The organism is Nonomuraea cavernae (assembly GCF_014646355.1).
GTDB lineage: Bacteria > Actinomycetota > Actinomycetes > Streptosporangiales > Streptosporangiaceae > Nonomuraea > Nonomuraea cavernae.
In genome coordinates this window covers 111,912-134,767 of sequence record NZ_BMNH01000022.1, presented here as the reverse complement: position 1 = coordinate 134,767, position 22,856 = coordinate 111,912, and the positions used below count along the sequence as shown (strand labels likewise).

The following is a 22,856-nucleotide window of genomic DNA, read 5'->3' as shown; positions in this document are numbered from 1 at the left end:
CACGGCCTACCGGTCACCGCACCGCTCGGGCCTTGGCGGCCCTCCCGCGCTGTCGTTTCCTCCCGGGCGTGAACGCCCGGGGTTCCACGCCAGATCACGCTGAATTCAAAAGGCAAGATGGGGTGAATTCAGAAGCTGAGCGCCTTTTGTGGACAATTGTTTCAACGGATGAAAACTCGCCTTGGAGGGCTGATGCGTAGGCCGGAATCTCCGCCATCCCTCGAAGAGTTGGCGCAGATCATCATGCGAAAAGGACTCCTCTCGAAGATCGTGGATAACTATCCAGTCGGAGCTAACAGCCAAAAATATTATCATTGGGATGAGATTCGTCATCGTCGTGCCCCGGATGGTCTGACCCGCGAGGAATGGTGGGCCGCGATGAAGCTCACTCGCAGGAGCGCCAGTCGTCCCATTCCGCTGATGGACATCGGGCAATCGATTCACCTATTCGCTGCCGGACGAGGTTCTGCGTGAGGCTGACTTCATCGGCACCCATACGGGTGGCAGCATAGGCCTCAGCGAGGAAGTTACAAATCCCGCCACACGTGACAGGTATCTGGTCAACTCCCTTATTGAGGAGGCCGTCACGTCCAGTCAGCTGGAGGGGGCTCGTAGGGAGCGGCGTGTGGCCACAGAGATGATCCGCTCGGGCCGAGAGCCGAGGGACAGAAGCGAGCGGGCTCCGGGGTGTGCAGTCAGGCGTCGGTGCTGCTGCTTGGTTGAGTTGGGACGACACCACACCACCGACGGCCGAGAAGGTCATTGCCTGCTTCGAGCGCCCTCCTCGCCACCGGCGAGTGGGCGGAACTGCTCCGCAACCCCCCGCTGGTAGCCGGCAGGGAGCCCTCCGTCAGCAAGGGGGCCGACGCCACCACCACTCTCGGGAAACGCCACTTCCTCACTCCGGTTACACCCTCAACTGCGGAGAGCCTTTGTGCGCGTTGATGAACACCTCGTCGTGGCGGGGATCGCTAAGGTCGTCCGTCATGACGAAATCCCCCTCCCATCTGAGTGCCACCGCGAACGCCTACGACGCCGTCGCCGTTCAATATGCCGATTTCGTGCGGGGTGAGCTCGCCCAGGTGCCGCTGGACCGCGCGTTGCTCGCCGCGTTCGCCGAGTTCGTACAGGCTGCTGGTGGCGGGCCCGTGGCCGAGCTCGGATGCGGCCCGGGCCGGGTGACCGCGCATCTGCGGGACCTGGAAGTGGACGCCTTCGGTATCGATCTGTCTCCGGTGATGATCGATCTTGCCCGCCAGACCTACCCGGACCTGCGCTTCGAGGTGGGGTCGATGGACGCTCTCGACCTGGCCGACGGCATGCTCGGCGGTGTCGTGGCCTGGTACTCCGTCATCCACACGCCGCCGGAGGAGTTGCGGCCGTACTTCGCCGAGTTCCGGCGCGTGCTGGCCCCGGGGGGTTACCTGCTGCTCGCCTTCTTCGAGTCCGGGGGCGGGCCGGTGGAGGTGTTCGACCACGCGGTGGTGCCGGCTTACCGGTGGCCGATCGACGACCTTGCCGCACTGGCGTACGACGCCGGGTTCGCCGAGGTCGGCCGGATGATGCGTGAGCCCCGGGAGGGGGAGCGGTTCCGCCAAGGTCGCCTGTTGCTGCGCGCACCGTAGCTCCAGGGGGCGCCTGTTGCTGGGCGAACCGTGGATCCAGCGACCGGAAGCGATCTCCCGCGGGCACGGGACCGTGCCCGCGACCTCGTCCGCGACGGTTCTCTCGCACGGGCGGCTGTCCCCGTGCGCGGTCGAGGCGTAAGATCGCGGGGCGTGCTGACCAACTGGGCGGGCAACATCGCCTTTCGCGCGCGCGGCGTGCACCGGCCCACCACGCTCGGCGAGCTCCGGCGGCTGGTGGCGGGCAGTCCCGCCGTCCGCGCGCTGGGCAGCGGCCACTCCTTCAACGAGATCGCCGACTCGCCGGGCGAGCTGGTGGCCCTGGACCGGCTGCCGCAGGCCGTGGAGATCGACGGCGCGGCGGCTCGGGTCCGGGTCGGCGCGAGCGTGACGTACGCGCGGCTGGCGCCCGTCCTGCACGCGAGCGGGCTCGCGCTGGCCAACCTGGCGTCGCTGCCGCACATCTCGGTCGCGGGCTCGGTCGCCACGGGCACCCACGGCTCCGGCGTCGCCAACCGGAGCCTGGCGGCAGCGGTCTCCGGGCTGGAGCTCGTCACCGCCGACGGCTCGGTGACGACCCTGGAGCGCGGCGACGCCGACTTCCCCGGCGCGGTGGTCGCGCTCGGCGCGCTCGGCGTCGTCACGACGCTCACGCTCGACCTCGTGCCCGCCTTCGAGCTGCGCCAGTACGTCCGTGAGGACCTGCCGCCCGGCTACCCCTTCGAGCAGGTCATGGCGGACGGCCACAGTGTCAGCCTCTTCACCGACTGGCGCTCCACCCGTGTCTGGCTGAAGCGCCGTACGGAGCTGCCGCCCGGAGACTGGCACGGCACCCGCCCCGCCGCCGGCCCGCGTCATCCGGTGCCCGGCATGCCGGCCGGCAGCTGCACCGAGCAGCTCGGTGTGCCCGGACCGTGGCACGAGCGACTGCCGCACTTCCGGGCCGGCTCGCCGCCGAGCAGCGCGGGGGACGAGCTGCAGTCGGAGTTCCTGCTGCCCAGGGAGCACGCCACCGAGGCGCTGGCCGCGCTGACGGCCGTCGGTGACCGGATCCGGCCCGTCCTGCGGATCTCCGAGGTGCGCACGGTCGCGGCCGACGACCTGTGGATGAGCCCGAGCCGCGACCGTGACAGCGTGGCCGTGCACTTCACCTGGGTCAAGGACTGGGGCGCGGTGCTGCCGGTGCTCACCCTGGTCGAGGACGTCCTGGCGCCCTTCGACCCGCGACCGCACTGGGGCAAGCTGTTCACCAGGTGGCCGTCGTGCCCGGAACGCTTCCGCGAGCTGGTCCGCCGCTACGACCCGGCGGGCAAGTTCGGCAACGACTTTCTGCGGCGGGCCGTACCTGACACTGGCTGACAGGTTTGACCGGCAGTCTGGACCCATGACAGCCAAAGGCCCCTTCGACACCGCCGACTGGACCTCCCAGCCGCCCTTCGACGACCGCGACGGCATCTCGCTCGGCCAGGTCACCCTCCGCAAGACCTTTCACGGGGACCTGACCGCCACCTCGGTCGTCACCATGCTCGTGGCCACGACCGAGGTGACCGACTCGCGGTCGTACGTCGCCCTGGAACGCGTCGAGGGCACCCTCGACGGCCGTTCCGGCTCCTTCGTCGTCCAGCACAACGCCGTCAGCGACCGCGGCGAGCAGTCGCTGCGCGTCACCGTCGTCCCCGACTCCGGCACTGGCGAGTTGCGCGGGCTCCGCGGCGAGATGGACATCCTCATCGCCCCCGACGGCTCCCACTCCTACACCTTCGACTACGAGCTGCTCGTACCCTGACAATCGACTCCATGTCGACGAGTCACTGGGCGTGGGGTCCCGAGCCGGATCCGGACGAGTTACGCGAGATGGGGCGGCTGACGGCCGCGTACACGGGGATCGGGGATCCGGCCGCGTGGGAGGAGCCGGTGCCCTTCGAACGGGTGCGCCTCGCGCCGTCGCGCGTGCCCGTTCCGGGTGAGCTGCGGGAGTTCTGCTCGGCCGAGCCGTACCAGCGGGTGACGCGCACGTACGGGCAGGCCTACCGCGACCTGATCCGGGCCTACCGGGGCGACTTCGGCAACGCGCCGGACCTGGTGGCCAGGCCGAGGGACGAGGGCGAGGTCGAGCGGGTTCTCGCGTGGGCCTCGGCCGAGGGGGTGGCCGTCGTGCCGAGAGGCGGCGGCACCAGCGTCGTGGGCGGGGTGGAGGCGCGCTTCGACGGGCCCGCCGTCTGTCTCGACCTCGGCCGGATGCGCCGGGTGCTGGAGGTGGACGAGGTGTCGCGGGCGGCGCTGGTCGAGGCCGGGGCGTCGGGGCCGGAGATCAACGGGCGGCTGCCCGGAGAGTTGCGGCTGCGGTTCTTCCCGCAGTCCTATGAGTTCTCCACGCTGGGCGGGTGGATCGCGACCCGGGCGGGCGGGCACTACGCGACCCTGCACACGCACATCGACGACCTGGTCGAGGCGGTGCGCGCGATCACTCCGGCCGGGGTGTGGGAGTCGAGGCGGCTGCCCGGCTCCGGAGCCGGGCCCTCGCCGGATCGGTGGCTGCTCGGGTCCGAGGGCGCGCTCGGGGTGATCACCCGGGCCTGGGTGCGGGTGCAGGAGCGGCCCGCCTTCAAGGTGTCCGTGCCGGTGCGCTTCCTGTCCTGGGAGGCGGCGGTGGCGGCCGTGCGCGACCTCGCCCAGTCGGGGTTGCATCCGTCGAACTGCCGGTTGCTCGACGCCCGCGAGGCGGCGCTGGCCTCCGGAGGGGACGGGCGGCACGCCGTGCTCATCGTGGGGTTCGAGTCGGCCGATCATCCGGTCGACGCCTGGTCGGCGCGGGCGCTGGAGATCACCGGCGGGCACGGCGGCGAGGCGGGCGAGGCCGGCGGCTCGCCGGGTGGAGCGCGCCAGGATCGCGAGTGGAAGGGCACGTTCACCCGGATGCCCTACCTGCGCAACGCCTACCCGGGGCTCGGACTGATCGCGGAGACGTTCGAGACCGCCGTCACCTGGGACCGGTTCCCGGCGTTGCACGAGGCCGTGATGGGGACGTTCGGCGAGAGGATCGCGGTGAGCTGCCGGTTGGCCTTCGCCTACCCCGACGGGCCGGCGCCCTACTACACGGTGCTGGCGCCCGCGATCCGGGGCGAGGAGGTCGCGCAGTGGGACGACCTCAAGCGGCGGGTGTCGGAGGTGCTGCTGCGCCACGGCGCCACGATCACCCATCACCACGCCGTCGGCCGCGATCACCGGCCCTTCTACGACCGTCAGCGGCCCGAGCCGTTCGCGCTCGCGCTCCGGGCGGCCAAGCAGGCTCTGGACCCCGCCGGGGTGCTCAATCCGGGAGTGCTGGTCTGACCTCCCGTCCGGGTCGTTCTCATCCGTCCCGGTCTCGACTAACCTACCGACCAGCCGGTACGGATGGGAGACGCCGTGTGGGAGCCCGAACTCGCCGAACTGGAGCGCCGACGGAAGCTGGCCGAGCGCATGGGAGGCGAGGAACGGGTCGCCCGCCAGCACGCCACCGGACGGCTCACGATCCGCGAACGCCTCGCGGCGCTCACCGACTCCTGGACCGAGATCGGCGCCCTGACCGGCCACGCCACCGGGCCTGACGGCTTCACGCCGTCGAACGTCATCATCGGCCGGGCGACGCTCGGCGGGCGGCGGATCGTCGTGGCGGGCGACGACTTCACCGTGCGCGGCGGGGCGGCCGACGCGGCCATCCACGACAAGCAGATCCTGGCCGAGCGGATGGCGGGGGAGATGCGCGTCCCGCTGGTCCGGCTGATCGACGGCACCGGCGGCGGGGGCAGCGTCAGGCAACTGGAGGACTTCGGCCGTACGTACGTGCCGTTCAACCCCGGCTGGGACCAGGTCGTGGCCAACCTCGGGAGGGTCCCGGTGATCGCGCTGGCGCTCGGCCCGGTCGCCGGGCTCGGCGCCGCCCGCCTGGTCACCTCGCACGTTTCGATCATGGTGAAGGAGCTCTCCCAGGTCTTCGTGGCCGGTCCGGCCGTGGTCGAGGCTGGGATGGGGGAGAGCGTCGGCAAGGAGGAGCTCGGCGGCTGGCGGGCGACCTCGGCGGCGGGCACCGTGGACCTGGTCGCCGCCTCGGAGGAGGAGGCGTTCGAGCTGACCCGGCGGGCGCTGTCCTACCTGCCGCAGAGCGCCTGGCGGCTGCCGCCCGTCACACCGTCCGAGGACGACCCCGGCCGCGCCGACCCGGAGCTGGCCGGGATCGTGCCCCGCGACCGCCGCCGGCCGTACGACATGCGCCGGATCCTCGATCTGGTCTTCGACACCGGCAGTGTGCTGGAGCTCGGCCGGCGGTTCGCCCCGTCCACGATCACCGCGCTCGCCCGGCTCGACGGGCATCCGGTGGCGGTGCTGGCGAGCGACCCGCGCGTGTACGGCGGCGGCATGACGGCGCTGGGCGCGGACAAGACCGCCCGGTTCGTCGACCTGGCGGAGACCTTCCACCTGCCCGTCGTGCACCTCGTCGACCAGCCCGGGTTCGTGATCGGCAGCACCGCCGAACGGGCCGGCACGATCCGCCACGGCGCCCGCGCGCTGGCCGCCGTCTACCAGTCGACGGTGCCCTGGGCGTCGGTGCTGGTCCGCCGCGTCTTCGGGGTCGCGGGCGCCGCGCACCGGCCCCACCACAGGTACGGCCTGCGCGTCGCCTGGCCGTCGGGCGACTGGGGGTCGCTGCCGATCGAGGGCGGGCTGGAGGTGGCCTTCAAGCGGATGCTGGCCGAGGCGGGCCCGGAGGCCGCGACCCTCAAGGCCGAGATCGCGGCCCGTCTGGAGGCGGTCCGGTCGCCGTTCCGCACGGCGGAGGCCTTCCTGGTGGAGGACCTCATCGACCCGGCCGGCACCCGGCCCGTCCTGACCGAGTGGGTCCGCGACGCCTACGCCGTTCTCGAACCAGGCCCGAGAGCCACCACCCGTCCCTGAGCCCGCGAGGAGCCGTTGAAGGCGCGACGGTAGGCGGACGGAGACGTGCGCATCGCCCGCGAGAAGTGGTGGCGGAACGTCACCGGACTGTCGAAGCCCACCGCCGCCGCGATCTCCTCCACCGGCACGGTCGTCGACTCCAGCATCGGCAGGCTGGCCGACACCCGCTGGAAGTTCACCCAGCGCAGCGGGCTGGTGCCGGTCCGCCGCCTGAAGTGCCGGATGAACGAGCGCTCCGACATGCGCGCCACCCTGGCCAGGCCGCCGACGCTGATCGGCTCCGTCAGGTTGGCCAGGGCCCACTCCATCGCCCTGGCCACCGGGCCGTCGTCCTCGACCGGGGTCACGGCGCTCTCGACGAACTGCGCCTGGCCGCCCTCCCGGTGCGGCGCGATGACCAGCCTGCGGGCCACCGTGTTGGCCACGCCGGGGCCGTGGTCGGCGCGTACGAGATGGATCAGCAGGTCGAGCCCGGCCGCGCTGCCCGCGCTGGTCAGCACGTCGCCGTCGTCCACGTACAGGACGGAGGCGTTGACCGAGACGGCGGGGAACCGGCGTTGCAGCAGGTCGGCGTACTTCCAGTGGGTGGCCGCCTCGCGCCCGTCGAGCAGCCCGGCGGCGGCCAGCGCGAACGCGCCGGAGCAGATCGACACCATCCGGGCGCCGCGCTCGTGCGCCGCCCGCAGCGCGCGGACCAGGTCCTCGGAGACCTGACCGCGCACGTCGGGCACCCCCGGCACGATCACCGTGTCGGCCGAGGCGAGCACGTCGAGCCCATGAGCGGCCCGCATCGTGAATCCGCCCACCACCCGGAGCGGCTCGGTCGTCTCGGCGCAGACCTTGAGGTCGTACCAGGGAACATGGAGCTCCGGCCGGGGCAGTCCGAAGATTTCCACGACGCAGCCGAACTCGAACGGCGCCATCCCGTCGAAGGCCAGCACGGCGATCGTGGGCAGACGTTCGGGCATGAGCATGGCCGCATGTTAGCCCTCGGCTCCCTGCGGCAGAGAGAAGGCATGCACATTTCGGGGGTACAGACCGTTTTGCCCGGTCACCGCTACGCGCAGGCGGAGATCACCGAGGCGTTCTCCCAGTTGACCTCGGCCGATCGGGACCTCCTTGAACGCTTCCACGCGGCCGTCGGCGTCGAAGGCCGCAGCCTGGCGCTCCCGTTGGAGGACTACGCCAAGCTCGATTCGTTCACCCGCGCGAACGAGGCCTACGTCGAGGCGGCGCTGGACCTGGGCGAACGGGCGATCAGCGGGGCGCTGGAGAAAGCCGGCCTGCCACCGGAGAAGGTGGACCACCTGATGCTCTGCTCGACCACCGGGCTCGCCACTCCTTCGCTCGACGCCCGGCTGGCCCAGCGCGCCGGGCTGCGTGACGACGTCAAGCGGGTGCCGGTGTTCGGGCTGGGCTGCGCGGCGGGGGCGGCGGGTCTGTCGCGGCTCAACGACTACCTGCGCGGCTGGCCGGATCACGTGGCGATGCTGGTCTGCGTGGAGCTCTGCTCGCTGACCGTGCAACGCGACGACACCTCGGTGGCGAACCTCATCGCCGGCGCCCTGTTCGGGGACGGCGCGGCGGCGGTGGTGGCCACCGGGCACGGGCCGGGGCCGGAGGTGTTCGCCACGCGCGGCAGGCTCTATCCCGGCACCGAGCACCTCATGGGCTGGGAGGTCGGCGAGCACGGCTTCCGCGTCGTGCTCGACGCCGGGCTCACCGACTTCGTCGCGCGGAAGGTCGGCGGTGACGTCAGGGACTTCCTCGCCGACTATGGCCTGACCCCCGACCAGGTCGCCTCCTGGATCTTCCATCCCGGCGGCCCCAAGGTGATCGACACGCTCGCCGGGGCGCTGGGCCTGCCCGAGGAGGCCGTTCGGCTGACCCGGCGGTCACTGCGCGAGCACGGCAACCTGTCGTCGGTGTCGGTGCTGCACGTTCTCCAGCAGACGCCTCCCCGCCCGGGCCAGCCCGCCGCGCTCCTCGCGCTCGGCCCCGGTTTCTCCGCCGAGATGCTCCTGATGCACTGGTGAACGCCTGACCTGGTGCTGATCGGGCCGGCCGAGGGGCACAGCGACGACCCCCAAACCGGCCAGTTTGCTGTCGCAATCTGTCTAAATCGGTAAAGATCGTTAAATGACGCTTGACGCGCCACACGGGGGCGACCTGACCTTCACCGTTCTGGGGCCTGTCCGCGTATGCGGCGGTGGCGCGGTCAGCGCCCTCGGCCGGTCCCAACGGCGCGGTCTGCTCGGTTTCCTGCTGCTCAACGCGGGCCGGGTCGTCACCATGGAGGCGGTGATCGACGCGCTGTGGGGTGGCGCGCCCCCGACGTCGGCCCGCGCCCAGATCTACTCGGGGATCCACGTCATCCGGCGGGAGCTGCGTGTCCTTGGCATCGACGAGGTGGTCTCGTCCCGTGGCGGCTACACGTTACGGGCCGACGCCGCGAACCTGGATCTCGCCCTGTTCGAGGAGTGCGCCCGGCAGGCCGGGGCCGGGCAGCGGCCCGAGCAGGTGGTCCGGTCGCTGCGCCGGGGCCTCGCCCTCTGGAGCGGCCCCGCGCTCAGCGACGCGTCCGGCGCCTACGTCGAGGCGGTCCGCGCCCATCTGGAGGAGACCCGGCTCGGCTGCGTGGAGAGGCTGATCGAGGCCGAGCTCGCGCTCGGACGGCACCACCACGCGATCGGCGAGCTGCGGCGGCTGGTGACGGAGCACCCGCTGCGGGAGCGGCTGCACGCGCAACTCATGCTCGCGCTCTACCGCGATGGCCGCCGCACCGAGGCCCTCGACCTCTCCCGCGACCTGCGCCACAGGCTGGTCGAGGAGCACGGGCTCGACCCGAGCCTGGCGGTGATCGAGCTGGAGCAGGCCATCCTGCGCGCCGATCCGGCCCTCGCCCCGCCGAACGGGTTCCTGTCCGGGTCAGTGACCGCCGGACCCGCGCGGGCGCACAGTGGCGCGCCCGCCCAGCTCCCGGCGGACACCTTCGACTTCACCGGGCGGGATCGGGAACTGGCTCAGGCCCTGCCGGTACTGGCCGTCCTGGCCGGCGAGCAGGGGAACGCGCCGCCGATCTGCGCGGTGACCGGCCCGCCGGGGGTCGGCAAGACCGTGTTCGCCGTGCACGCCGCGCACCGGATCCGCGAAAGCTACCCCGACGGCCAGCTCTTCGTGGACCTCCGGGGGGCCGACAGCAGGCCGGCCGCGCCGGCCGAGGCGCTGTCCGGCTTCCTGCGCGCGCTGGGCGTCGACGGGAGGGAGATCCCGCAGGGCCGCGACGAGCGGTCCGCGCTCTACCGGACGATGCTCGCCGACCGGCGGGTGCTCGTGGTGCTCGACAACGCGACCGACGAGAGCCAGGTACGGCCGCTGCTGCCCGGCGCGGGCGCCTGCGCCGTCCTCGTGACCAGCCGCAGACGCCTGGCCGGTCTCGGCGCGCAGACCACCGTCGAACTGCTCCCCTTCGACGGGGAGGAGTCGGTCGAGCTGCTGGGCCGTATCGCCGGGAGCGAGCGCGTCGCGGCCGAGGACCGGGAGGCCCGCGAGGTGGCGCGGCTCTGCGGCGGGCTGCCGCTCGCGCTGCGCATCGCCGGGTCACGGCTCGCCGCGCGGCCCCACCGCCGCATCGGGGAGCTGGCCAGGCGGCTCGCCGACGAGCAGCGCCGCCTGGACGAGCTGTCCTACTCGGGGCTCGCCGTACGGGCCGGTCTCGATCTGAGCTACCAGGCGCTCGGCGAGGCGGAGCGCCGCCTGCTGCGGCGGTTGGCCTTCCTCGACGTGCCCGAGGCCGGGGCGTGGCTGGCCATCGCGGTCAGCGGCGAGCGTCCGGCCGACACGGAGGAGATGCTGGAGGGCCTGACGGACATCCACCTGCTGCGGGTGACCGGCGTCGACGGCACCGGGCAGATCAGGTACGGGATGCACGACCTGGTCCGCACCTACTGCCGGGAACGGATGGCCGAGGAGGAGACCGCGGACACGGCGCTGTCGGTGCTCTCGTCGGCCGCCAGGCACCTGCTCCGGCTCGCCGCCGAGGCCCGGGGCGCCAACCGGGGCCACGACTACTACGCCCGGCTCGCCGAGGAGCTGGTCGTCCCCATGGAGGAGGAGATCGTACGGCACGCGGCGGAGCACGCCGTGGACTGGCTGGAGGCCGAGGCCGCCACCGTCTTCGGCGTCCTGCGGCAGACGTCGGCCCACGGGCTCTTCGACGAGTGCTGGCGGATCGCCCTGATGGGAGGCTGGCTGTACGACATCCGGTGCTGCGCGAGTGAGTACCGGGAGATGCTGTCGATCGCGGGCCGGGCGGCGGAGGAGTCCGGAGACCGCCGGGCCCAGGCCATCGTGCCGGCGCTCTCCGCGGAGCTGGGCGTGCTCACCGGAGCCCTGGAGGAGGCCGTGCTGACCCTGGAGCCGGCCGAGCGGATCTTCGTCGAGATCGGGGACGAGCACGGGCTGGCCGAGGTCTGGCGGATGCTCGCCCACCTGGAGCGCACGCGCGGCGAGCATGCCGTCGCCCTGCGCCGCTACGAGCGGATACGCGAGACCTTCAGACTCCTGGACGACCACTCGGGAGAGGCCCACACCCTGCGCTCCATCGGGCAGATCCACCTCGTCGAGGGCCGCGTGGCCGAGGCGCTGCGGTACCTGGAGGAGGCCGTGCGCGTCGCGGAGAAGAGCCGCGGCGACTGGAAGCGGCTCAACACCCTGTTCTGGCTGGGCGAGGTCTACCTGAGGGTGGGACGCGCGGGGGAGGCCCGGGACGCCTTCCTCACGGTCGCGGAGGCGGCCGACCGGGTGGGCGACTTCACCGGAGGCGCGTTCGCGCGGCTCGGCCTGGCCCAGGTGGCCATCGAGGCGGACGACCACCGGCAGGCCCGGACCCAGCTCGCGCTGGCGCTCGACCACGCCGAACGCTCCGAGCTGGCCCTGGTGCTCTGCAAGATCGGCCTGGCGGTCGGCGGCGCCCTGCTGCGCCTGGGGGATCTCGCGCAGGCCGGGGAGACCATCGAGCGTCTGCTGCCGCGGATCGACAGCCTGGCCTCCCCGCTGATGCGGGCCGAGGCCGCGGAACTGCTCGCGCGGGTCCGCGAGGGCCGGGGAGACGGGGCCGGGCCGGCCTCCGGCGCGGAGTGGCGGAAAGGCGTGTAGCCGGCGTATAGCTCGCGCATCAACCCGGCCTGGCAGAAAGGGAGGCGACAGCCCGCGTCTCCGTCCGGCGGGCGGTCCAACGGGGGAAGTGGAGGAGTTCTGCGCTGCTTCGACTGGGGCGGATCAGCCGAACGACGACGGGGGCACCGAGAACCACGGGGCACTGAAGGGGAGGTGGGTTTCGAGATGCGTGACATCATCTGGAACTGAGCGGACCAGGCCGGTCGGGTGGACGGGGACCGTGCGCCGGTTCCCGGTCTCCGGACGGCCTTGACTCACCTTGCGGCCGGCGGCGCTTCCAGCGCGCCGCCGGCCGTCTCCGCGCTACGACAAGCGGCCGAGACAAGCGGCCGAGAGAATGGCTGACGCGAACGGCTGAGGGGAGGCGGCGATGGGGAGCGGTGGGGCGGGGACCTTCCGCCGGGCGTTCGCCGTCACGGAGTTCAGGGCGCTCTGGGGCGCGATGGCCGTCGTGCGCGCGGGGACCCAGCTGGGCCGGGTGGCGCTGGCGGTGCTCGCCTACGAGCGCACCGGGTCCGCCGCGGTGACCGCGCTCGTGTACGCACTCACCCTGGTGCCGGCGCTGATCGGCGGGCCGCTGCTGGGCGGGCTGGCGGACCGCCACTCCCGCCGCGGGCTGATCGTCGTCTGCGGCCTGGCCCGGGCCGCGCTGATCGCGCTGGTGGCCGTGCCGGGGATCCCGCTGCCGGTGCTGTGCGCCCTGATCTTCGCCTCGCAGCTGCTCGAATCGCCGGCCGCGGCCGCCCAGATGGCGCTCACGCCCGACATCCTGCCCAAGGACGTCTACCAGTCGGGCATCGCCATCCAGCACCTCACCTCCCAGATCGTCAGCCTGGCCGGGTTCGCGGCGGGGGGCGTGCTGGTGGCGGCGGTGGGCACGACCGGGTCGCTGACGATCAACGCGGTGGCGTTCGCGCTGGCCGCGCTGATCGTGCTGCGCGGCGTCCGGCCGCACCCCGCCGCGGGGGACGCGGGGGCCGCGGGGGACGGCCAGGGGCGGCGCGGCGGGCCGCTGGAGGGGCTGCGCCTGCTCGTCTCCGACCACCGGTTACGCGGCCTGTTGGCACTCGCCATGCTCGCCGGGTTCCAGGTGGTGCCGGAGGCGCTGGCCGCCCCCTACGCCGCCGGGCTCGGCCAGGGCACCGTGATGGTGGGCCTGCTCATGGCCGCGATGCCGGTGGGGAACGTGCTGGGCGTGTTCCTCTTCACCCGGTTCTGCCCCACTGAGACGCGGCTGCGGCTGCTCGGACCGCTGGCGTGCGCCGCGAGCGTGCCGCTGCTGGTCTCGGCGGTGGTCCCGGGTCCGGTCGCGGCGCTGCTCCTGTGGGCGCTCGTGGGGGCGCTCGGCGCCTACCAGGTGACGGCGAACGCGGAGTTCGTTCGGATCGTCCCCACTGAGCGGCGCGGCCAGGTGCTGGGGATCGCCTCCTCCGCCCTGGTCGCCGTCCAGGGCATCGGCATGATCGTGGGCGGGCTGCTGGCCACGAACATAGGTGTGGCGGGCGCGCTGGGCGTCGCGGGGGCGGCGGGGCTGGCCGCCGGCGTGCCGGCCGCGCTCGCCTGGCGCCGGGCCCGCGCGGGTCAGGCTCCTGGCCGGGAGACGCTGATCGCATCCAGGCCCTCGGGCTCCTTGCCGGGGTAGAGGCCGGTGAGCAGCGTGCTGACCGTGTAGAGGTGCCAGGCCAGGGCGGGCTTCTTGACCACGGGATCGGCGAACAGCGCGCGCACCTCGTCCGGGTTGACGATCGGGGTGAGCGCGTCGAGGCCGCCGAGCACCTGCTCGCGCAGCACGTCCGTCAGCGCCGGGCCCGGGCTGGTGCGCCAGCTCCACCCGCCGCCGGTCCTGGGGGTCGGCATATGCGCGGGCGGCACGTGCGTCCGCTCGAACCAGCGCGGCCGGCGCGCCGCCATCGCCTCCGCGAACCGCCACGGCTTCCCCTCGATCGGGACGTCCCGCAGCTCGGGGGCAAAGCGCAAAATAAGCGAATAAATCACCTCTTCGGAGAGTCGCCAGCCCTGGTCCAGGCTCAACGCCGCTCGCACCACCCGGTTGTCCAGGAACGGCCGGACCGGGTCGCCCCGGCGCAGCGAGCCCGCCCGTGCACTGGCCTGCCAGCGGCCCACCTTGTACCAGATGTAGATGTGGTCCAGCGCCTCCAGCCGGTTCGGCCGGGCCTGCCACGGCTTGGCCAGCTCCCGCGCGTGCGCGTTCGCCTCGGCGGTGAACAGCTTCTCGTCCTTGTAGAACGTGTTGTTGATCCGCCGGAGCAGTGCCTTGTCGCCGAGGTCGGTCTGGAGCAGGTTGAGGCTGCCGGCCCTGAGGGTCTCACCGCTCTGCCCGGACATGGTCGGCTTGCCGGAGTAGGGAAGGTAGCTCACGATCGACTCGTACGCCGAGGTCATCCCCTCACAGGTGCGCAGCGTCTCCCACGCCCGGCTCAGCGGGTGCTCCACGATCACCGCGTCCTTCGCCGCGGTCTGCGGCGGCGCGATGACCGTGTGCTCGACCTTGAGCCTGGCCGCGATCTGCCGGGCGAGGATCACGTCGGGGTGCGTGTCGAGCCCGTTCGTCGTCACCCGGAACGGCACCCGCGCCGCGTGCAGCAACGCCGCCAGGATGCGGGTGTCGCGCCCGCCGGTCAGCGCCAGGTTCACCGGTTCGCCGGCCTCGCGCAGCGGCGCGACCGTGGCCAGCAGCGCGTCGGCCAGCTCGTCGACGGCCGCCCGCTTGCGCCGCGCCGACGTGGGCGCGGGCGCCGCCTCCGGCAGCGGGGTCTCGGTGATCGTCCGGCTCCCGCCCCGGAGGTCGATCCGCGAGCTGGGACGCAGCGCCGACACCCCCTTGTACGGGGTCTCGTCCGACAGGAAGAAGCCCTGCCTGATCATCGTCTGCAGGGCCATCAGGTCGTGGTCGATCCGGTCCACCTGCTGGGCGGCCAGGTGCACGAGCAGGGCGCGGCTGCCCACGACGTGCAGGTCGGGCGTCTCGGCGTAGAAGACCGGGCAGACCCGGTTGATCGCGGTGCTCGCGGTCAGCTCGCCGTCACGGGCGATCCAGGCCGAGAAGCAACCGCCCACGGTGTCGCCGGGCAGCCGCGCGGCGTCGGCCGGATCGGCCAGGTGACCGTTCAGCCCGAGGACCCGGCCGGTCTCCTCGGAGATCAGCGGAGGCTGCCGCGAGTCGTCGGGCTCGTTGGTCCACCCGAACAGGGACACGCCCCTGCCGTGCCACTCTCTGCCGCGGATCACGTCGGCGGGCACGGGGAAAGCGGTTTCGACGACGGCTCGAACCCGGTCGAGGACACGGGCCGGGATGTCCTGCCGCTTCGCGGCCAAGCCCAAATAGACGCGCACGGCACCCATGCCTACCGGATATGACCGCTTTGCCACAACCGATCACGCGGCGGTCGCGGTTTGCGCTCGCTTACGTCACCGGCCCGGCCACCCGTCCACCAGTGCCGTCATACGGCGTGGAGGTGCTTGCAGTGAAATTTCGTCCTTTAGCTATAGGTGTCGGGCTTGTTGGAGTGCTCGTGCTCGCCGCGTGCGGTGGCGGTCCTGAAGGCTCCGGCGACTCCGGGGAGCGCGCCCCCAGCAGCGAGCACCGGCAACCGGTCCCGACCGCCAAGCCCTCGCCCCTCAGGAGCGAGAAGGCCCCGGCCGAGACCCAGATCTCCACCTTCGCCCTCGACGTGGACACCGCCTCGTACGGCTACGCCCGTCGTACGCTCCAGGAAGGGCGCTGGCCCGAACCTGGGCAGATCCGGCCGGAAGAGTTCGTCAACTCCTTCAGGCAGGACTACGTGGAGCCCCCGGACGACGGGTTCACCGTCCACCTCGACGGCGCGCGGATGACCCGCGACAAGGCGGTCCTGCGCGTGGGGCTGCAGACCCGTGGCTCCTCTGCCGCCGCCCGGCGCCCGGCCAACCTCACGTTCGTGGTCGACGTGTCGGGCTCGATGGCCGAGACCGGCCGGCTCGACCTGGTCAAGCAGGCCCTGCACACGCTGCTCGACCAGCTCGCTCCCGGCGACCAGGTGTCGATCGTGTCCTTCAGCGACGAGGCCCGGCTGCTCGCCTCCATGACCCCGCTCGCCGCCCGCGCCGACCTGCACCGCGCGGTGGACGAACTCACCGTCCAGGGCGGCACGGACCTCGAGTCCGGCCTGGTCGCCGGCTACCAGGAGGCGGCCAAGGCCTTCCGTCCCGCAGCCACGAACCGGGTCATCCTGCTCTCCGACGGTCTGGCCAACCAGGGCAGCACCGCATGGCAGACCATCCTCGACCGGGTCAAGGAACACGCCGGCCGGCAGATCGCCCTTCTCACCGTCGGCGTCGGCCGTGAGTACGGCGACGAGCTGATGGAGCAACTGGCCGACAACGGCGACGGCGCCGCCGTCTACGTCAGCAGCCAGGAGGAGGCCGACAAGGTCTTCGTCAGGCAACTCCCCGCCACCATCGAGCTGCGTGCCCGCGACGCCAAGGCGCAGGTGGTGTTCAACCCGTCCGTGGTCGAGAGCTTCCAGCTCGTCGGCTACGAGAACCGCGCGCTGAAGGCCGAGGAGTTCAGGGACGACAGCCGTGACGGCGGCGAGATCGGCCCCGGCCACGCGGTGACCGCCCTCTACTCCGTGCGCCTCAGGCCGGGCGCGACCGGCCAGCTCGCCCAGGCCACGGTGCGCTGGCAGGACCCCGACACGAGGAGCCCCGCCGAGGCGAGCAAGTCGGTCGACGCGGGCGCCCTCGCGGACTCGGTCTGGTCGGACGCCCCCCTCCGGCTCCAGGTGGACGTAGTCGCCGCCGCCTTCGCCCTCTACCTGCGCGACCGCGAGGCCTTCGGCCTCGACCTCCCCGCGCTCGCGGAGCACGCCGGCCGCCTGGCCGGCGCCGCGGAGGACCCGATGGTGACCGAGCTCGCCGGCCTCATCGAACGGGCCCGCGCCGCCGGTTGACCCTCGCCCGTGACGTCGGCGCCCCTGTGCCGTACGCGGTTTGGGGGTGCTTGACCGTCTGCGGAGTCCGATACACTGGTTCACGCAGCAAGGGGCTATGGCGCAGTTGGTAGCGCGCCTCCATGGCATGGAGGAGGTCTGGGGTTCGAATCCCCATAGCTCCACCCCATCATCAACGTTCGAGCCTTGCCCCGCGTGATCGTGGGGCAAGGCTCTTTTCGTTGCGCCGGCTGCTCGTGACGCTGAGGATCGTGGCGAAGCGACACGCTTCAGGGCGCGCACCGCTGACCCGACCCCAGACCGTCCGCCTGGCGGTGTCCCGATGGATCACCCGACACCACACGGTCAGGCGGCACTCCCGCCTCGGCCGGCTGAGCTCGATCGACGACGAGAAGACGGCAGATAGCCTGAAGGCCGCTGCTTGAGATCGGTGTCCGCACTCAAGGGAAAGCCCCGACGCCCAGCTCTTTTCGACGGGATGTCGGTCGAGTCAACGAAAGAAGCAATCAATGGATGATCCAAGATCGGTGAATCGACCAGGTCCTCGCTTGATCGTGCTCGGCGTCCTGATGGCCTGCTTTGCGTGGGCGCTGATCATCCCGATGTCCTTGACGACGCCTCCGAGCATATTGCTTGCCGCGGTCTTCATGACCGGGCTGGCCATATTCGGTGCCACCATGATGCTGGTGTTATGGGTCGCGGTAAGCCCGAGTCCTGCCCTCGGCGCCGCATGGTGGAGGACCGCACTCCTCTTGGCCGTCTCATTGGCGTTGTGGGCACCAACGTACGGGTGGGCGGAGCGTGGAGAGCAACCGTGGGCATGGTTAGCGGGCTTCGCGATCGCCGCCTGTGCGCTGATCACGTGGCAGACGGGAATCGTGGCGGCGGTGGTCTTGGGAACCGCGGCTTCGATCGGTGGCATCGTGTTCGATACCTCAATCGCCGCAGGTGTCCTGATAACGCTCGGTTGCGGCCTGGTGGTATGGGCGATGTGCCAAGCATTCGTGTGGCTGCTGCGGCTGCTGTGGGCGGCGCAGGCCGGGCGGGAGGCACAGGCGGAACTCGCGATCGCCGAGGAGCGCCTGCGCGTCAGCCGTGACCTCCACGACGTGCTCGGGCACCGCCTCGGCATCATCGCTCTCAAAGCAGAACTGGCCGCGGACCTCACCCGCCGTGACCCCGCCCAGGCAGCCATGGAAAGCGAGGGGATCCGCGAGCTCGCAAACGATACGCTCGTCGAAGTCCGGCGGGCGATCCACGGCGAGACGACCGCTGACCTCGCGACCCAGCTCCAGGCCGCCGACCTCGTGCTCCGTTCGGCCGGAATCGAGGCGAGCATCGATGCCGACCAAGAAGTTCTTCCACGTATCCCCCAGGCGCTGTCACGCCTCCTGGCGGCGGTGGTCCGAGAGGCGGTCACGAACGTGCTGCGACACAGTGACGCACGGCATGCGTCGATCACCGTTGCGGACACCGAACCGCTTATCAGGCTGATCGTCGTGAATGACGGAGTCCGCGAGGCCGCGCGGAGTGAGGTGTCCGGCGGCAGCGGTCTGGCGACGCTTTCGGCCCGCTGCACCGCCATGGGCGCCCATCTGATCGTCGATCGCCAGGCCGATAAGAACCGTTTTGAGGTAAAAGTGGAATGCCGACACGATGCGGGTCGGTCCCGATGAGCTCGCCGATCCGGGTCCTCCTGGCCGAGGACGATGAGTTGATTCGAGAGGCGCTCGTCGGGCTCTTGGAGCGCGAGCCGGACATCAAGGTCGTGAGCGTCGCCAGTGACGGTCGGCAGGCGGTCGAACAGGCAGTGACATACCGACCAGATGTCGCGGTTGTCGACCTACAGATGCCGAAACTCGACGGTTTAGGCGTCATCGTGGAACTCAGCCGAGTGCTACCCGAGTGCGCCGGGGTGATACTCACCGGCCACGGTCATCCCTACGTGCTGCGCCAGGCACTGTCGTCCGGAGCGCGGGGATTCCTCGCGAAGGGCGCCCCCGGCACCGCGCTGGCCGACGTCGTGCGTCGTGTACACGAAGGACGGCGCTACGTCGATCCCGTACTCGCCGCAGATGCGCTCACCATGCCGCCGACACCGCTGACGCCACGCGAGACCGAAGTGCTTCTGGCCGCGCAGGCGGACCGGCCAGTCCGGGAGGTCGCACGGGAGCTCTTCCTCTCGCCAGGAACCGTACGCAACTACCTCGCCATCGTCACCCACAAACTCGGAGCGGACACCCGCTCAGAGGCCTACCGGATCGCACGCGAGAACGGGTGGGTCTGACGTCAGGCTCTTCAGGGTGCACGGACTTTTCATGACAGATGCACGGGTCCACCCGGCGGGGACCGAGCAGAGGCTGTCGAGTATGAACAACACCACGAATCTCGACACCCACGCACACCGTCATCCGTCCGGCCGCGCCGCGGCTGTCGGACATCACCTCCTCGCACGCTGGCCGTCCGTCCTCGGTCTGCTGGCGCTGATCGCCAATATCGCGAACGGAGCGGATCCGCATGTGACCGCGATGATCATCATGCTGGCAGCGATGTGCTACCTCGCCGCCGCCGCTGTCGGATCGCGGCGAAGCGTCTGGGTGATGGTGGGCGTCGCGAGCGTCGCGGTCGTCCTTGCCCGCCTCACGGGACTCGATCCGACCGCGACGCTGCTCGTCATGGGCGCAGGCTTCGCGATCTTCGGGTTCCTTCGCGGCACCGGGGTCGATCGCCGGGAAGTCGGAGTGCAAGTGCTGGGATTCGTGGGCTTCAGCGCCATCGCCCTGACGGCCATGATGTCCAGTCCGGCGTTGGCCGTATTCCTGGCGGCCGTCGCCGCAATCGGACACGCGATCTGGGACGTGATCCACTTCGTCCGCGACAAGGTCGTCAGCCGCTCGCTCACCGAAGCGTGCTTCGTGCTCGACGTCGGCCTGGGAGTCGCGCTCCTGCTGATGTCCTCGACCGCGCTGCCGGTGTGAAGACTCCCGCTGCTAGACGGAGCGCATGACGTGCAGCAGATACTCCTTGCGGTCGAGCGGGTTGTGGTCGGTGCGCGGCCGGGCCGGGGGAGTGCCGGTCACCTCCTGGTAGTGGTCGAAGGCGCAGTCCAGGATGCCCTCGCCGCCGGTCAGCGACGGCAGCCGCCGCTGCAGCGCGTGCACGTGGGCCGCCGGAAGGTCGCCCTCCAGCACGTACGAGGAGCCGCGCGCCACCGAGTCGCGGGGCACGGCGCGCAGGCCCGCCAGGACGGGCATGACCACCCCTACCGACTCGGCCGGGACATCGAGGTGGAAGCGGTGCATGGGCTCGTACACCCGGGTGCCCGCCCGGCTGAGCGCGCTCATCAGGATCAGCGGCGTCAGGTGCCGGAAGTCTCCGGCGGTGCTCGACATGCTCGCGTCGAACACCCCGCCCGAGTGGCTCTGCCGCGCCCAGTAGCCCGACCGGGTCAGCGTGACCGCACAGTCGGTGACCTGCCAGCCGCGCAGGCCCTGGCGCAGCGTCTCGCGCACGGTCTCCTCGATCGCCCTGAGGAACGCCGACGGCAGCGAGCCGAGCTCGATCTCCAGCACGAAGCGCACGCCCGAGCCGACGGGGGCCGGGTCGACGCGGAGCCCGACGGTCGCCAGGAACGGGTTGGGCTCCTTGGCGATCACCTCGACGGCCTCGCCGGTGCCGGCCGGGCGTTCGACGCAGATGGTCGTCGTCTCGCGGAAGGTGACGTCGACGCCGAACTCCTCCGCCAGCGTCGCCTGGATGACCTCCTTCTGCACCTCGCCGTACAGGGAGACGGAGAGCTCCTGCCGGACGTCGTCCTGCCGTAGGTCGATCAGCGGGTCCTGCTCGGCGAGCCGGGCGAGCGCGGCGTGCAGCGCGCCCCTGCCGGCCGGGTCGAGGGGCACGACGACGGTCTCCAGCGTCGGCGGGGCGAAGTGGTGGTCATCGGACGTGGCGCGGGGCTCGCCGACCCGGTCACCGATGCGGATGTCGTCGAGCCCCCAGATCCTGCCGATCCGTCCCGCCGACACCGACGCGCTGCGGACGTCCGAGCCGTGGTCGAAGACGCTGATCGCGGTGACCTTCCCCTCGCCGTGGTGACCGAACGGCAGCCGGTCCCGCAGGCGTACCGTGCCCGAGAAGAGTCGGACGTAGGCGATCTTCTCGCCCGACGGGCCGCGTTCGACCTTGAAGACGGTGCCCGAGACCGGTCCGGCGGCGTCGCCCCCGGCAGCGGGCAGCAGCTCGCGGACGCCGGCGATCAGCGCGTGCACGCCCGCGCCCGTGATCGCCGAGCCGAAGAACACCGGGTGCACCAGCGCCCGCCCGGTCTGCGCCGCGAGCTCGCGGCGCAGCCGCTCATGGGTGAGGGCCCGCTCGTCGTCGAGGTACGCCGCCAGCAGCGTGTCGTCGTGGCCGGTGAGCAGATCGGCCAGCGCGGCGGCGAGGCAGGGGTCGTCCGGAGCGTGCGGCGTGAAGGCGGCGCGAGCGGTGCCCAGGGCGCGGGCCGAACCCATAGCGACGATCGACGGGGACAGCTTCTCGGACATGCTCCGCAGCAGGCCGGCGTCACGCGCGCCGCGACGGTCGATCTTGTTCACGAAGACGAGCGTCGGGATGCGCAGCCGTCGCAGCGCGCGCATCAGCACGCGGGTCTGCGGCTGCACCCCCTCCACCGCCGACACGACCAGCACCGCGCCGTCGAGCACGTTGAGCACGCGTTCGACCTCGGCGATGAAGTCAGGGTGACCAGGGGTGTCGATCAGGTTGACCGCGACGTCGCCGACCACGAACGACACCACGGCGGACTTGATCGTGATGCCCCGCCGTCGTTCCAGCGCCAGGGAGTCGGTCTGGGTGCTGCCGTCGTCGACGCTGCCGATCTCGTCGATGACACCGGCGGCGTGCAGCAGCCGCTCGGTCAGGCTCGTCTTACCGGCGTCTACATGCGCCAGGATCCCCAAGTTGAGCGTTCGCACGAAGCGTCATGTCCTTTGTGAGGCTGATGATCCTTTCCCGGGTGGACATGAACGTTCCTCGCATGTTCTCGCTCCTTGGCCGGCGGCTGTCACCCCGTAGTGCAGCAGGTGGCCGTCCGGCCGGGCAACCGGTTATCCGGGCCGCAGGCGGTCGAGGCTCTCCTGGTAGAAGTCGATGTCGTCGCGCAGCCGCCGCAGAGTGAAGCGCTCGGGCTCCTGCGCGCGGGCCTGCGTGCCGAGGGCGGTCCAGAACGCGCCCGGTGGCGGCTCCTCGTCGCCCTCGGGGATGAACTTGACCGCCTCCACCGCGGCGTCCCTGGCCAGCTCCCAGCCGTCGGCGGCGTCAGGGGAGGACAGGATGTCGTCCTCCACGGCCATCCGGGCGTAGGCGGCGGAGACCAGGACCCACTGGCCCGCATCGACCAGGGTCGAGGTGCCGGTGCCGAAGTGGAGACCGTCGCGCCTGGCGTCGTACTCCGTCTGGTAGGGGACGCGGAGCACGATGTGGTGGCCGGCGTGGTCGAAGACCAGCGTCCAGGAGTCGCCGCCCTCCGTGAGGGTGCTCCAGCGGCTGTAGTCGGGGTTGCGCCCCAGCTCTTCGCCCTGGACGGTGAGGCCGATGTGCACGTACGCCTCGGCGATCGTCCTGGCCTCAGGCATGGGCGGCCGCCAGCTCGCGGTAGGTGTCGCGGACGATGAGCAGCCGGTCGAGGGAGAACCTGCCCGGCTCGGCGTCGCGCGTGTCGCGGCCCTGGGCCGACCAGAAGGCATGGTCGGGCACCCTGTCCTGGCCCGCCGGGATGAACTTGACCACCTCCTCGACCGCCGCCGTGGCGATCGTCAGCGCCTGACGGGCGGCGGCCTCGTCGTCGGTCGGGACGTTGCCCGCCGTCAGGTCGGCCACCCAGAGCCATTCGCCGGCGTCGAGCAGTTGGGAGGGCTCGCCGCCGCCGAAGTTGGGAAAGTCACCGGTCATCGTCTCGCGCTCGGGCAGGCCGAACAGGAACTCCCGCTCCGTGCCGCAGTCATCGCAGGCGCCCGAATAGCGTGAGGTCAGCTCACCGCCGGCGGTCACCAGCGCGGTGTCCCAGGTCGTCTCGACCGAACCGCAGGCGCACGGGTGCAGGTCGAGGTACAGATGCGCCTCGTCCCTCGTGCGTGCTATGGCGAATGGCATCGCGTGCTCCCTT

The 22,856-nt window shown here is 71.5% G+C and carries 18 protein-coding genes and 1 tRNA gene; 14 read left to right on the top strand and 5 right to left on the bottom strand.

Annotation, left to right across the window (positions count from 1 at the left end; translation table 11 throughout):
• The first annotated feature begins 228 nt into the window (after window positions 1-228).
• From IEY82_RS28380 to IEY82_RS28355, 6 genes are all read left to right on the top strand, one after another.
• Entirely contained in the window at window positions 229-474 is a 246-nt protein-coding gene (locus IEY82_RS28380) for a hypothetical protein (protein ID WP_229697713.1), read from the top strand.
• 512 nt (window positions 475-986) lie between these two features.
• Window positions 987-1,625, top strand: coding sequence for a class I SAM-dependent methyltransferase (locus IEY82_RS28375; protein WP_189127296.1), 639 nt, complete (start codon window positions 987-989; stop codon window positions 1,623-1,625).
• A 156-nt stretch (window positions 1,626-1,781) separates the two neighbouring features.
• Window positions 1,782-2,984, top strand: a complete 1,203-nt coding sequence (locus IEY82_RS28370; RefSeq protein WP_263648676.1) for an FAD-binding protein — start codon at window positions 1,782-1,784, stop codon at window positions 2,982-2,984.
• Window positions 2,985-3,009: 25 nt separating this feature from the next.
• Window positions 3,010-3,411 carry a DUF3224 domain-containing protein gene (locus tag IEY82_RS28365; RefSeq protein WP_189127294.1) on the top strand — a complete coding sequence of 134 codons (402 nt, stop codon included), beginning with the start codon at window positions 3,010-3,012 and terminating at the stop codon, window positions 3,409-3,411.
• Between the two features lie 11 nt (window positions 3,412-3,422).
• The gene (locus IEY82_RS28360; protein ID WP_189127293.1) at window positions 3,423-4,958 is read left to right on the top strand and encodes an FAD-binding oxidoreductase; all 1,536 of its coding nucleotides are present in this window, start codon (window positions 3,423-3,425) and stop codon (window positions 4,956-4,958) included.
• Window positions 4,959-5,033: 75 nt separating this feature from the next.
• Window positions 5,034-6,560, top strand: a complete 1,527-nt coding sequence (locus IEY82_RS28355; protein WP_225263943.1) for an acyl-CoA carboxylase subunit beta — start codon at window positions 5,034-5,036, stop codon at window positions 6,558-6,560.
• Here IEY82_RS28355 and IEY82_RS28350 read toward each other — a convergent pair.
• The gene (locus IEY82_RS28350) at window positions 6,515-7,516 is read right to left on the bottom strand and encodes a helix-turn-helix domain-containing protein (protein ID WP_417629185.1); all 1,002 of its coding nucleotides are present in this window, start codon (window positions 7,514-7,516) and stop codon (window positions 6,515-6,517) included. The two genes, IEY82_RS28355 and IEY82_RS28350, sit on opposite strands and share 46 nt — an antisense overlap.
• Window positions 7,517-7,576: 60 nt before the next feature.
• Here IEY82_RS28350 and IEY82_RS28345 point away from each other — a divergent pair, with 60 nt between their 5' ends.
• The 3 genes from IEY82_RS28345 (at window position 7,577) to IEY82_RS28335 (ending at window position 13,380) form a co-directional block, all read left to right on the top strand.
• Window positions 7,577-8,596 carry a type III polyketide synthase gene (locus IEY82_RS28345; RefSeq protein ID WP_189127290.1) on the top strand — a complete coding sequence of 340 codons (1,020 nt, stop codon included), beginning with the start codon at window positions 7,577-7,579 and terminating at the stop codon, window positions 8,594-8,596.
• A gap of 103 nt (window positions 8,597-8,699) precedes the next feature.
• Window positions 8,700-11,717, top strand: a complete 3,018-nt coding sequence (locus tag IEY82_RS28340; RefSeq protein ID WP_189127289.1) for an AfsR/SARP family transcriptional regulator — start codon at window positions 8,700-8,702, stop codon at window positions 11,715-11,717.
• Between the two features lie 391 nt (window positions 11,718-12,108).
• Window positions 12,109-13,380 (top strand): MFS transporter, encoded by a 1,272-nt coding sequence (locus IEY82_RS28335; RefSeq protein ID WP_189127288.1) that lies wholly within the window; start codon window positions 12,109-12,111, stop codon window positions 13,378-13,380.
• Here the strand turns inward: IEY82_RS28335 and IEY82_RS28330 are convergent.
• Window positions 13,320-15,101, bottom strand: coding sequence for an asparagine synthase-related protein (locus IEY82_RS28330; protein ID WP_189127287.1), 1,782 nt, complete (start codon window positions 15,099-15,101; stop codon window positions 13,320-13,322). The two genes, IEY82_RS28335 and IEY82_RS28330, sit on opposite strands and share 61 nt — an antisense overlap.
• 170 nt (window positions 15,102-15,271) lie before the next feature.
• On the opposite strand from IEY82_RS28330, the gene IEY82_RS28325 reads away from it, so the two are divergent.
• The 5 genes from IEY82_RS28325 to IEY82_RS28305 all read left to right on the top strand — a co-directional run bounded on the left by IEY82_RS28325 (window position 15,272) and on the right by IEY82_RS28305 (window position 19,668).
• Entirely contained in the window at window positions 15,272-16,690 is a 1,419-nt protein-coding gene (locus IEY82_RS28325) for a vWA domain-containing protein (protein WP_225263941.1), read from the top strand.
• 91 nt (window positions 16,691-16,781) lie between these two features.
• Window positions 16,782-16,854, top strand: a tRNA-Ala gene (locus tag IEY82_RS28320).
• Window positions 16,855-17,244: 390 nt separating this feature from the next.
• Window positions 17,245-18,366: an ATP-binding protein gene (locus tag IEY82_RS28315; RefSeq protein WP_225263948.1), complete on the top strand. Its 1,122-nt coding sequence runs from the start codon at window positions 17,245-17,247 to the stop codon at window positions 18,364-18,366.
• Window positions 18,363-18,977: a response regulator transcription factor gene (locus tag IEY82_RS28310; protein ID WP_189127284.1), complete on the top strand. Its 615-nt coding sequence runs from the start codon at window positions 18,363-18,365 to the stop codon at window positions 18,975-18,977. Before IEY82_RS28315 ends, IEY82_RS28310 begins: the two co-directional genes overlap by 4 nt.
• Before the next feature lie 82 nt (window positions 18,978-19,059).
• Complete coding sequence (locus IEY82_RS28305; RefSeq protein ID WP_189127283.1) at window positions 19,060-19,668, top strand: hypothetical protein; 609 nt, start codon at window positions 19,060-19,062, stop codon at window positions 19,666-19,668.
• Between the two features lie 12 nt (window positions 19,669-19,680).
• Here IEY82_RS28305 and IEY82_RS28300 read toward each other — a convergent pair whose 3' ends face one another.
• The 3 genes from IEY82_RS28300 to IEY82_RS28290 all read right to left on the bottom strand — a co-directional run bounded on the left by IEY82_RS28300 (window position 19,681) and on the right by IEY82_RS28290 (window position 22,843).
• Window positions 19,681-21,666, bottom strand: a complete 1,986-nt coding sequence (locus IEY82_RS28300; protein WP_189127282.1) for an elongation factor G — start codon at window positions 21,664-21,666, stop codon at window positions 19,681-19,683.
• A 132-nt stretch (window positions 21,667-21,798) separates the two neighbouring features.
• Window positions 21,799-22,326 (bottom strand): hypothetical protein, encoded by a 528-nt coding sequence (locus IEY82_RS28295; protein ID WP_189127281.1) that lies wholly within the window; start codon window positions 22,324-22,326, stop codon window positions 21,799-21,801.
• Window positions 22,319-22,843 (bottom strand): hypothetical protein, encoded by a 525-nt coding sequence (locus IEY82_RS28290; protein WP_189127280.1) that lies wholly within the window; start codon window positions 22,841-22,843, stop codon window positions 22,319-22,321. The genes IEY82_RS28295 and IEY82_RS28290 overlap by 8 nt, the downstream gene beginning before the upstream one ends.
• Window positions 22,844-22,856: the final 13 nt, after the last annotated feature.

Bases quoted from the DNA above. Each gene is read 5' to 3' on its own strand.
- IEY82_RS28365 (WP_189127294.1), top strand. From the start codon at position 3,010: ATGACAGCCAAAGGCCCCTTCGACACCGCCGACTGGACCTCCCAGCCG.
- IEY82_RS28335 (WP_189127288.1), top strand. From the start codon at position 12,109: ATGGGGAGCGGTGGGGCGGGGACCTTCCGCCGGGCGTTCGCCGTCACG.
- IEY82_RS28375 (WP_189127296.1), top strand. From the start codon at position 987: ATGACGAAATCCCCCTCCCATCTGAGTGCCACCGCGAACGCCTACGAC.
- IEY82_RS28295 (WP_189127281.1), bottom strand. From the start codon at position 22,326: ATGCCTGAGGCCAGGACGATCGCCGAGGCGTACGTGCACATCGGCCTC.
- IEY82_RS28360 (WP_189127293.1), top strand. From the start codon at position 3,423: ATGTCGACGAGTCACTGGGCGTGGGGTCCCGAGCCGGATCCGGACGAG.
- IEY82_RS28340 (WP_189127289.1), top strand. From the start codon at position 8,700: ATGACGCTTGACGCGCCACACGGGGGCGACCTGACCTTCACCGTTCTG.
- IEY82_RS28290 (WP_189127280.1), bottom strand. From the start codon at position 22,843: ATGCCATTCGCCATAGCACGCACGAGGGACGAGGCGCATCTGTACCTC.
- IEY82_RS28345 (WP_189127290.1), top strand. From the start codon at position 7,577: ATGCACATTTCGGGGGTACAGACCGTTTTGCCCGGTCACCGCTACGCG.
- IEY82_RS28305 (WP_189127283.1), top strand. From the start codon at position 19,060: ATGAACAACACCACGAATCTCGACACCCACGCACACCGTCATCCGTCC.
- IEY82_RS28330 (WP_189127287.1), bottom strand. From the start codon at position 15,101: ATGGGTGCCGTGCGCGTCTATTTGGGCTTGGCCGCGAAGCGGCAGGAC.
- IEY82_RS28310 (WP_189127284.1), top strand. From the start codon at position 18,363: ATGAGCTCGCCGATCCGGGTCCTCCTGGCCGAGGACGATGAGTTGATT.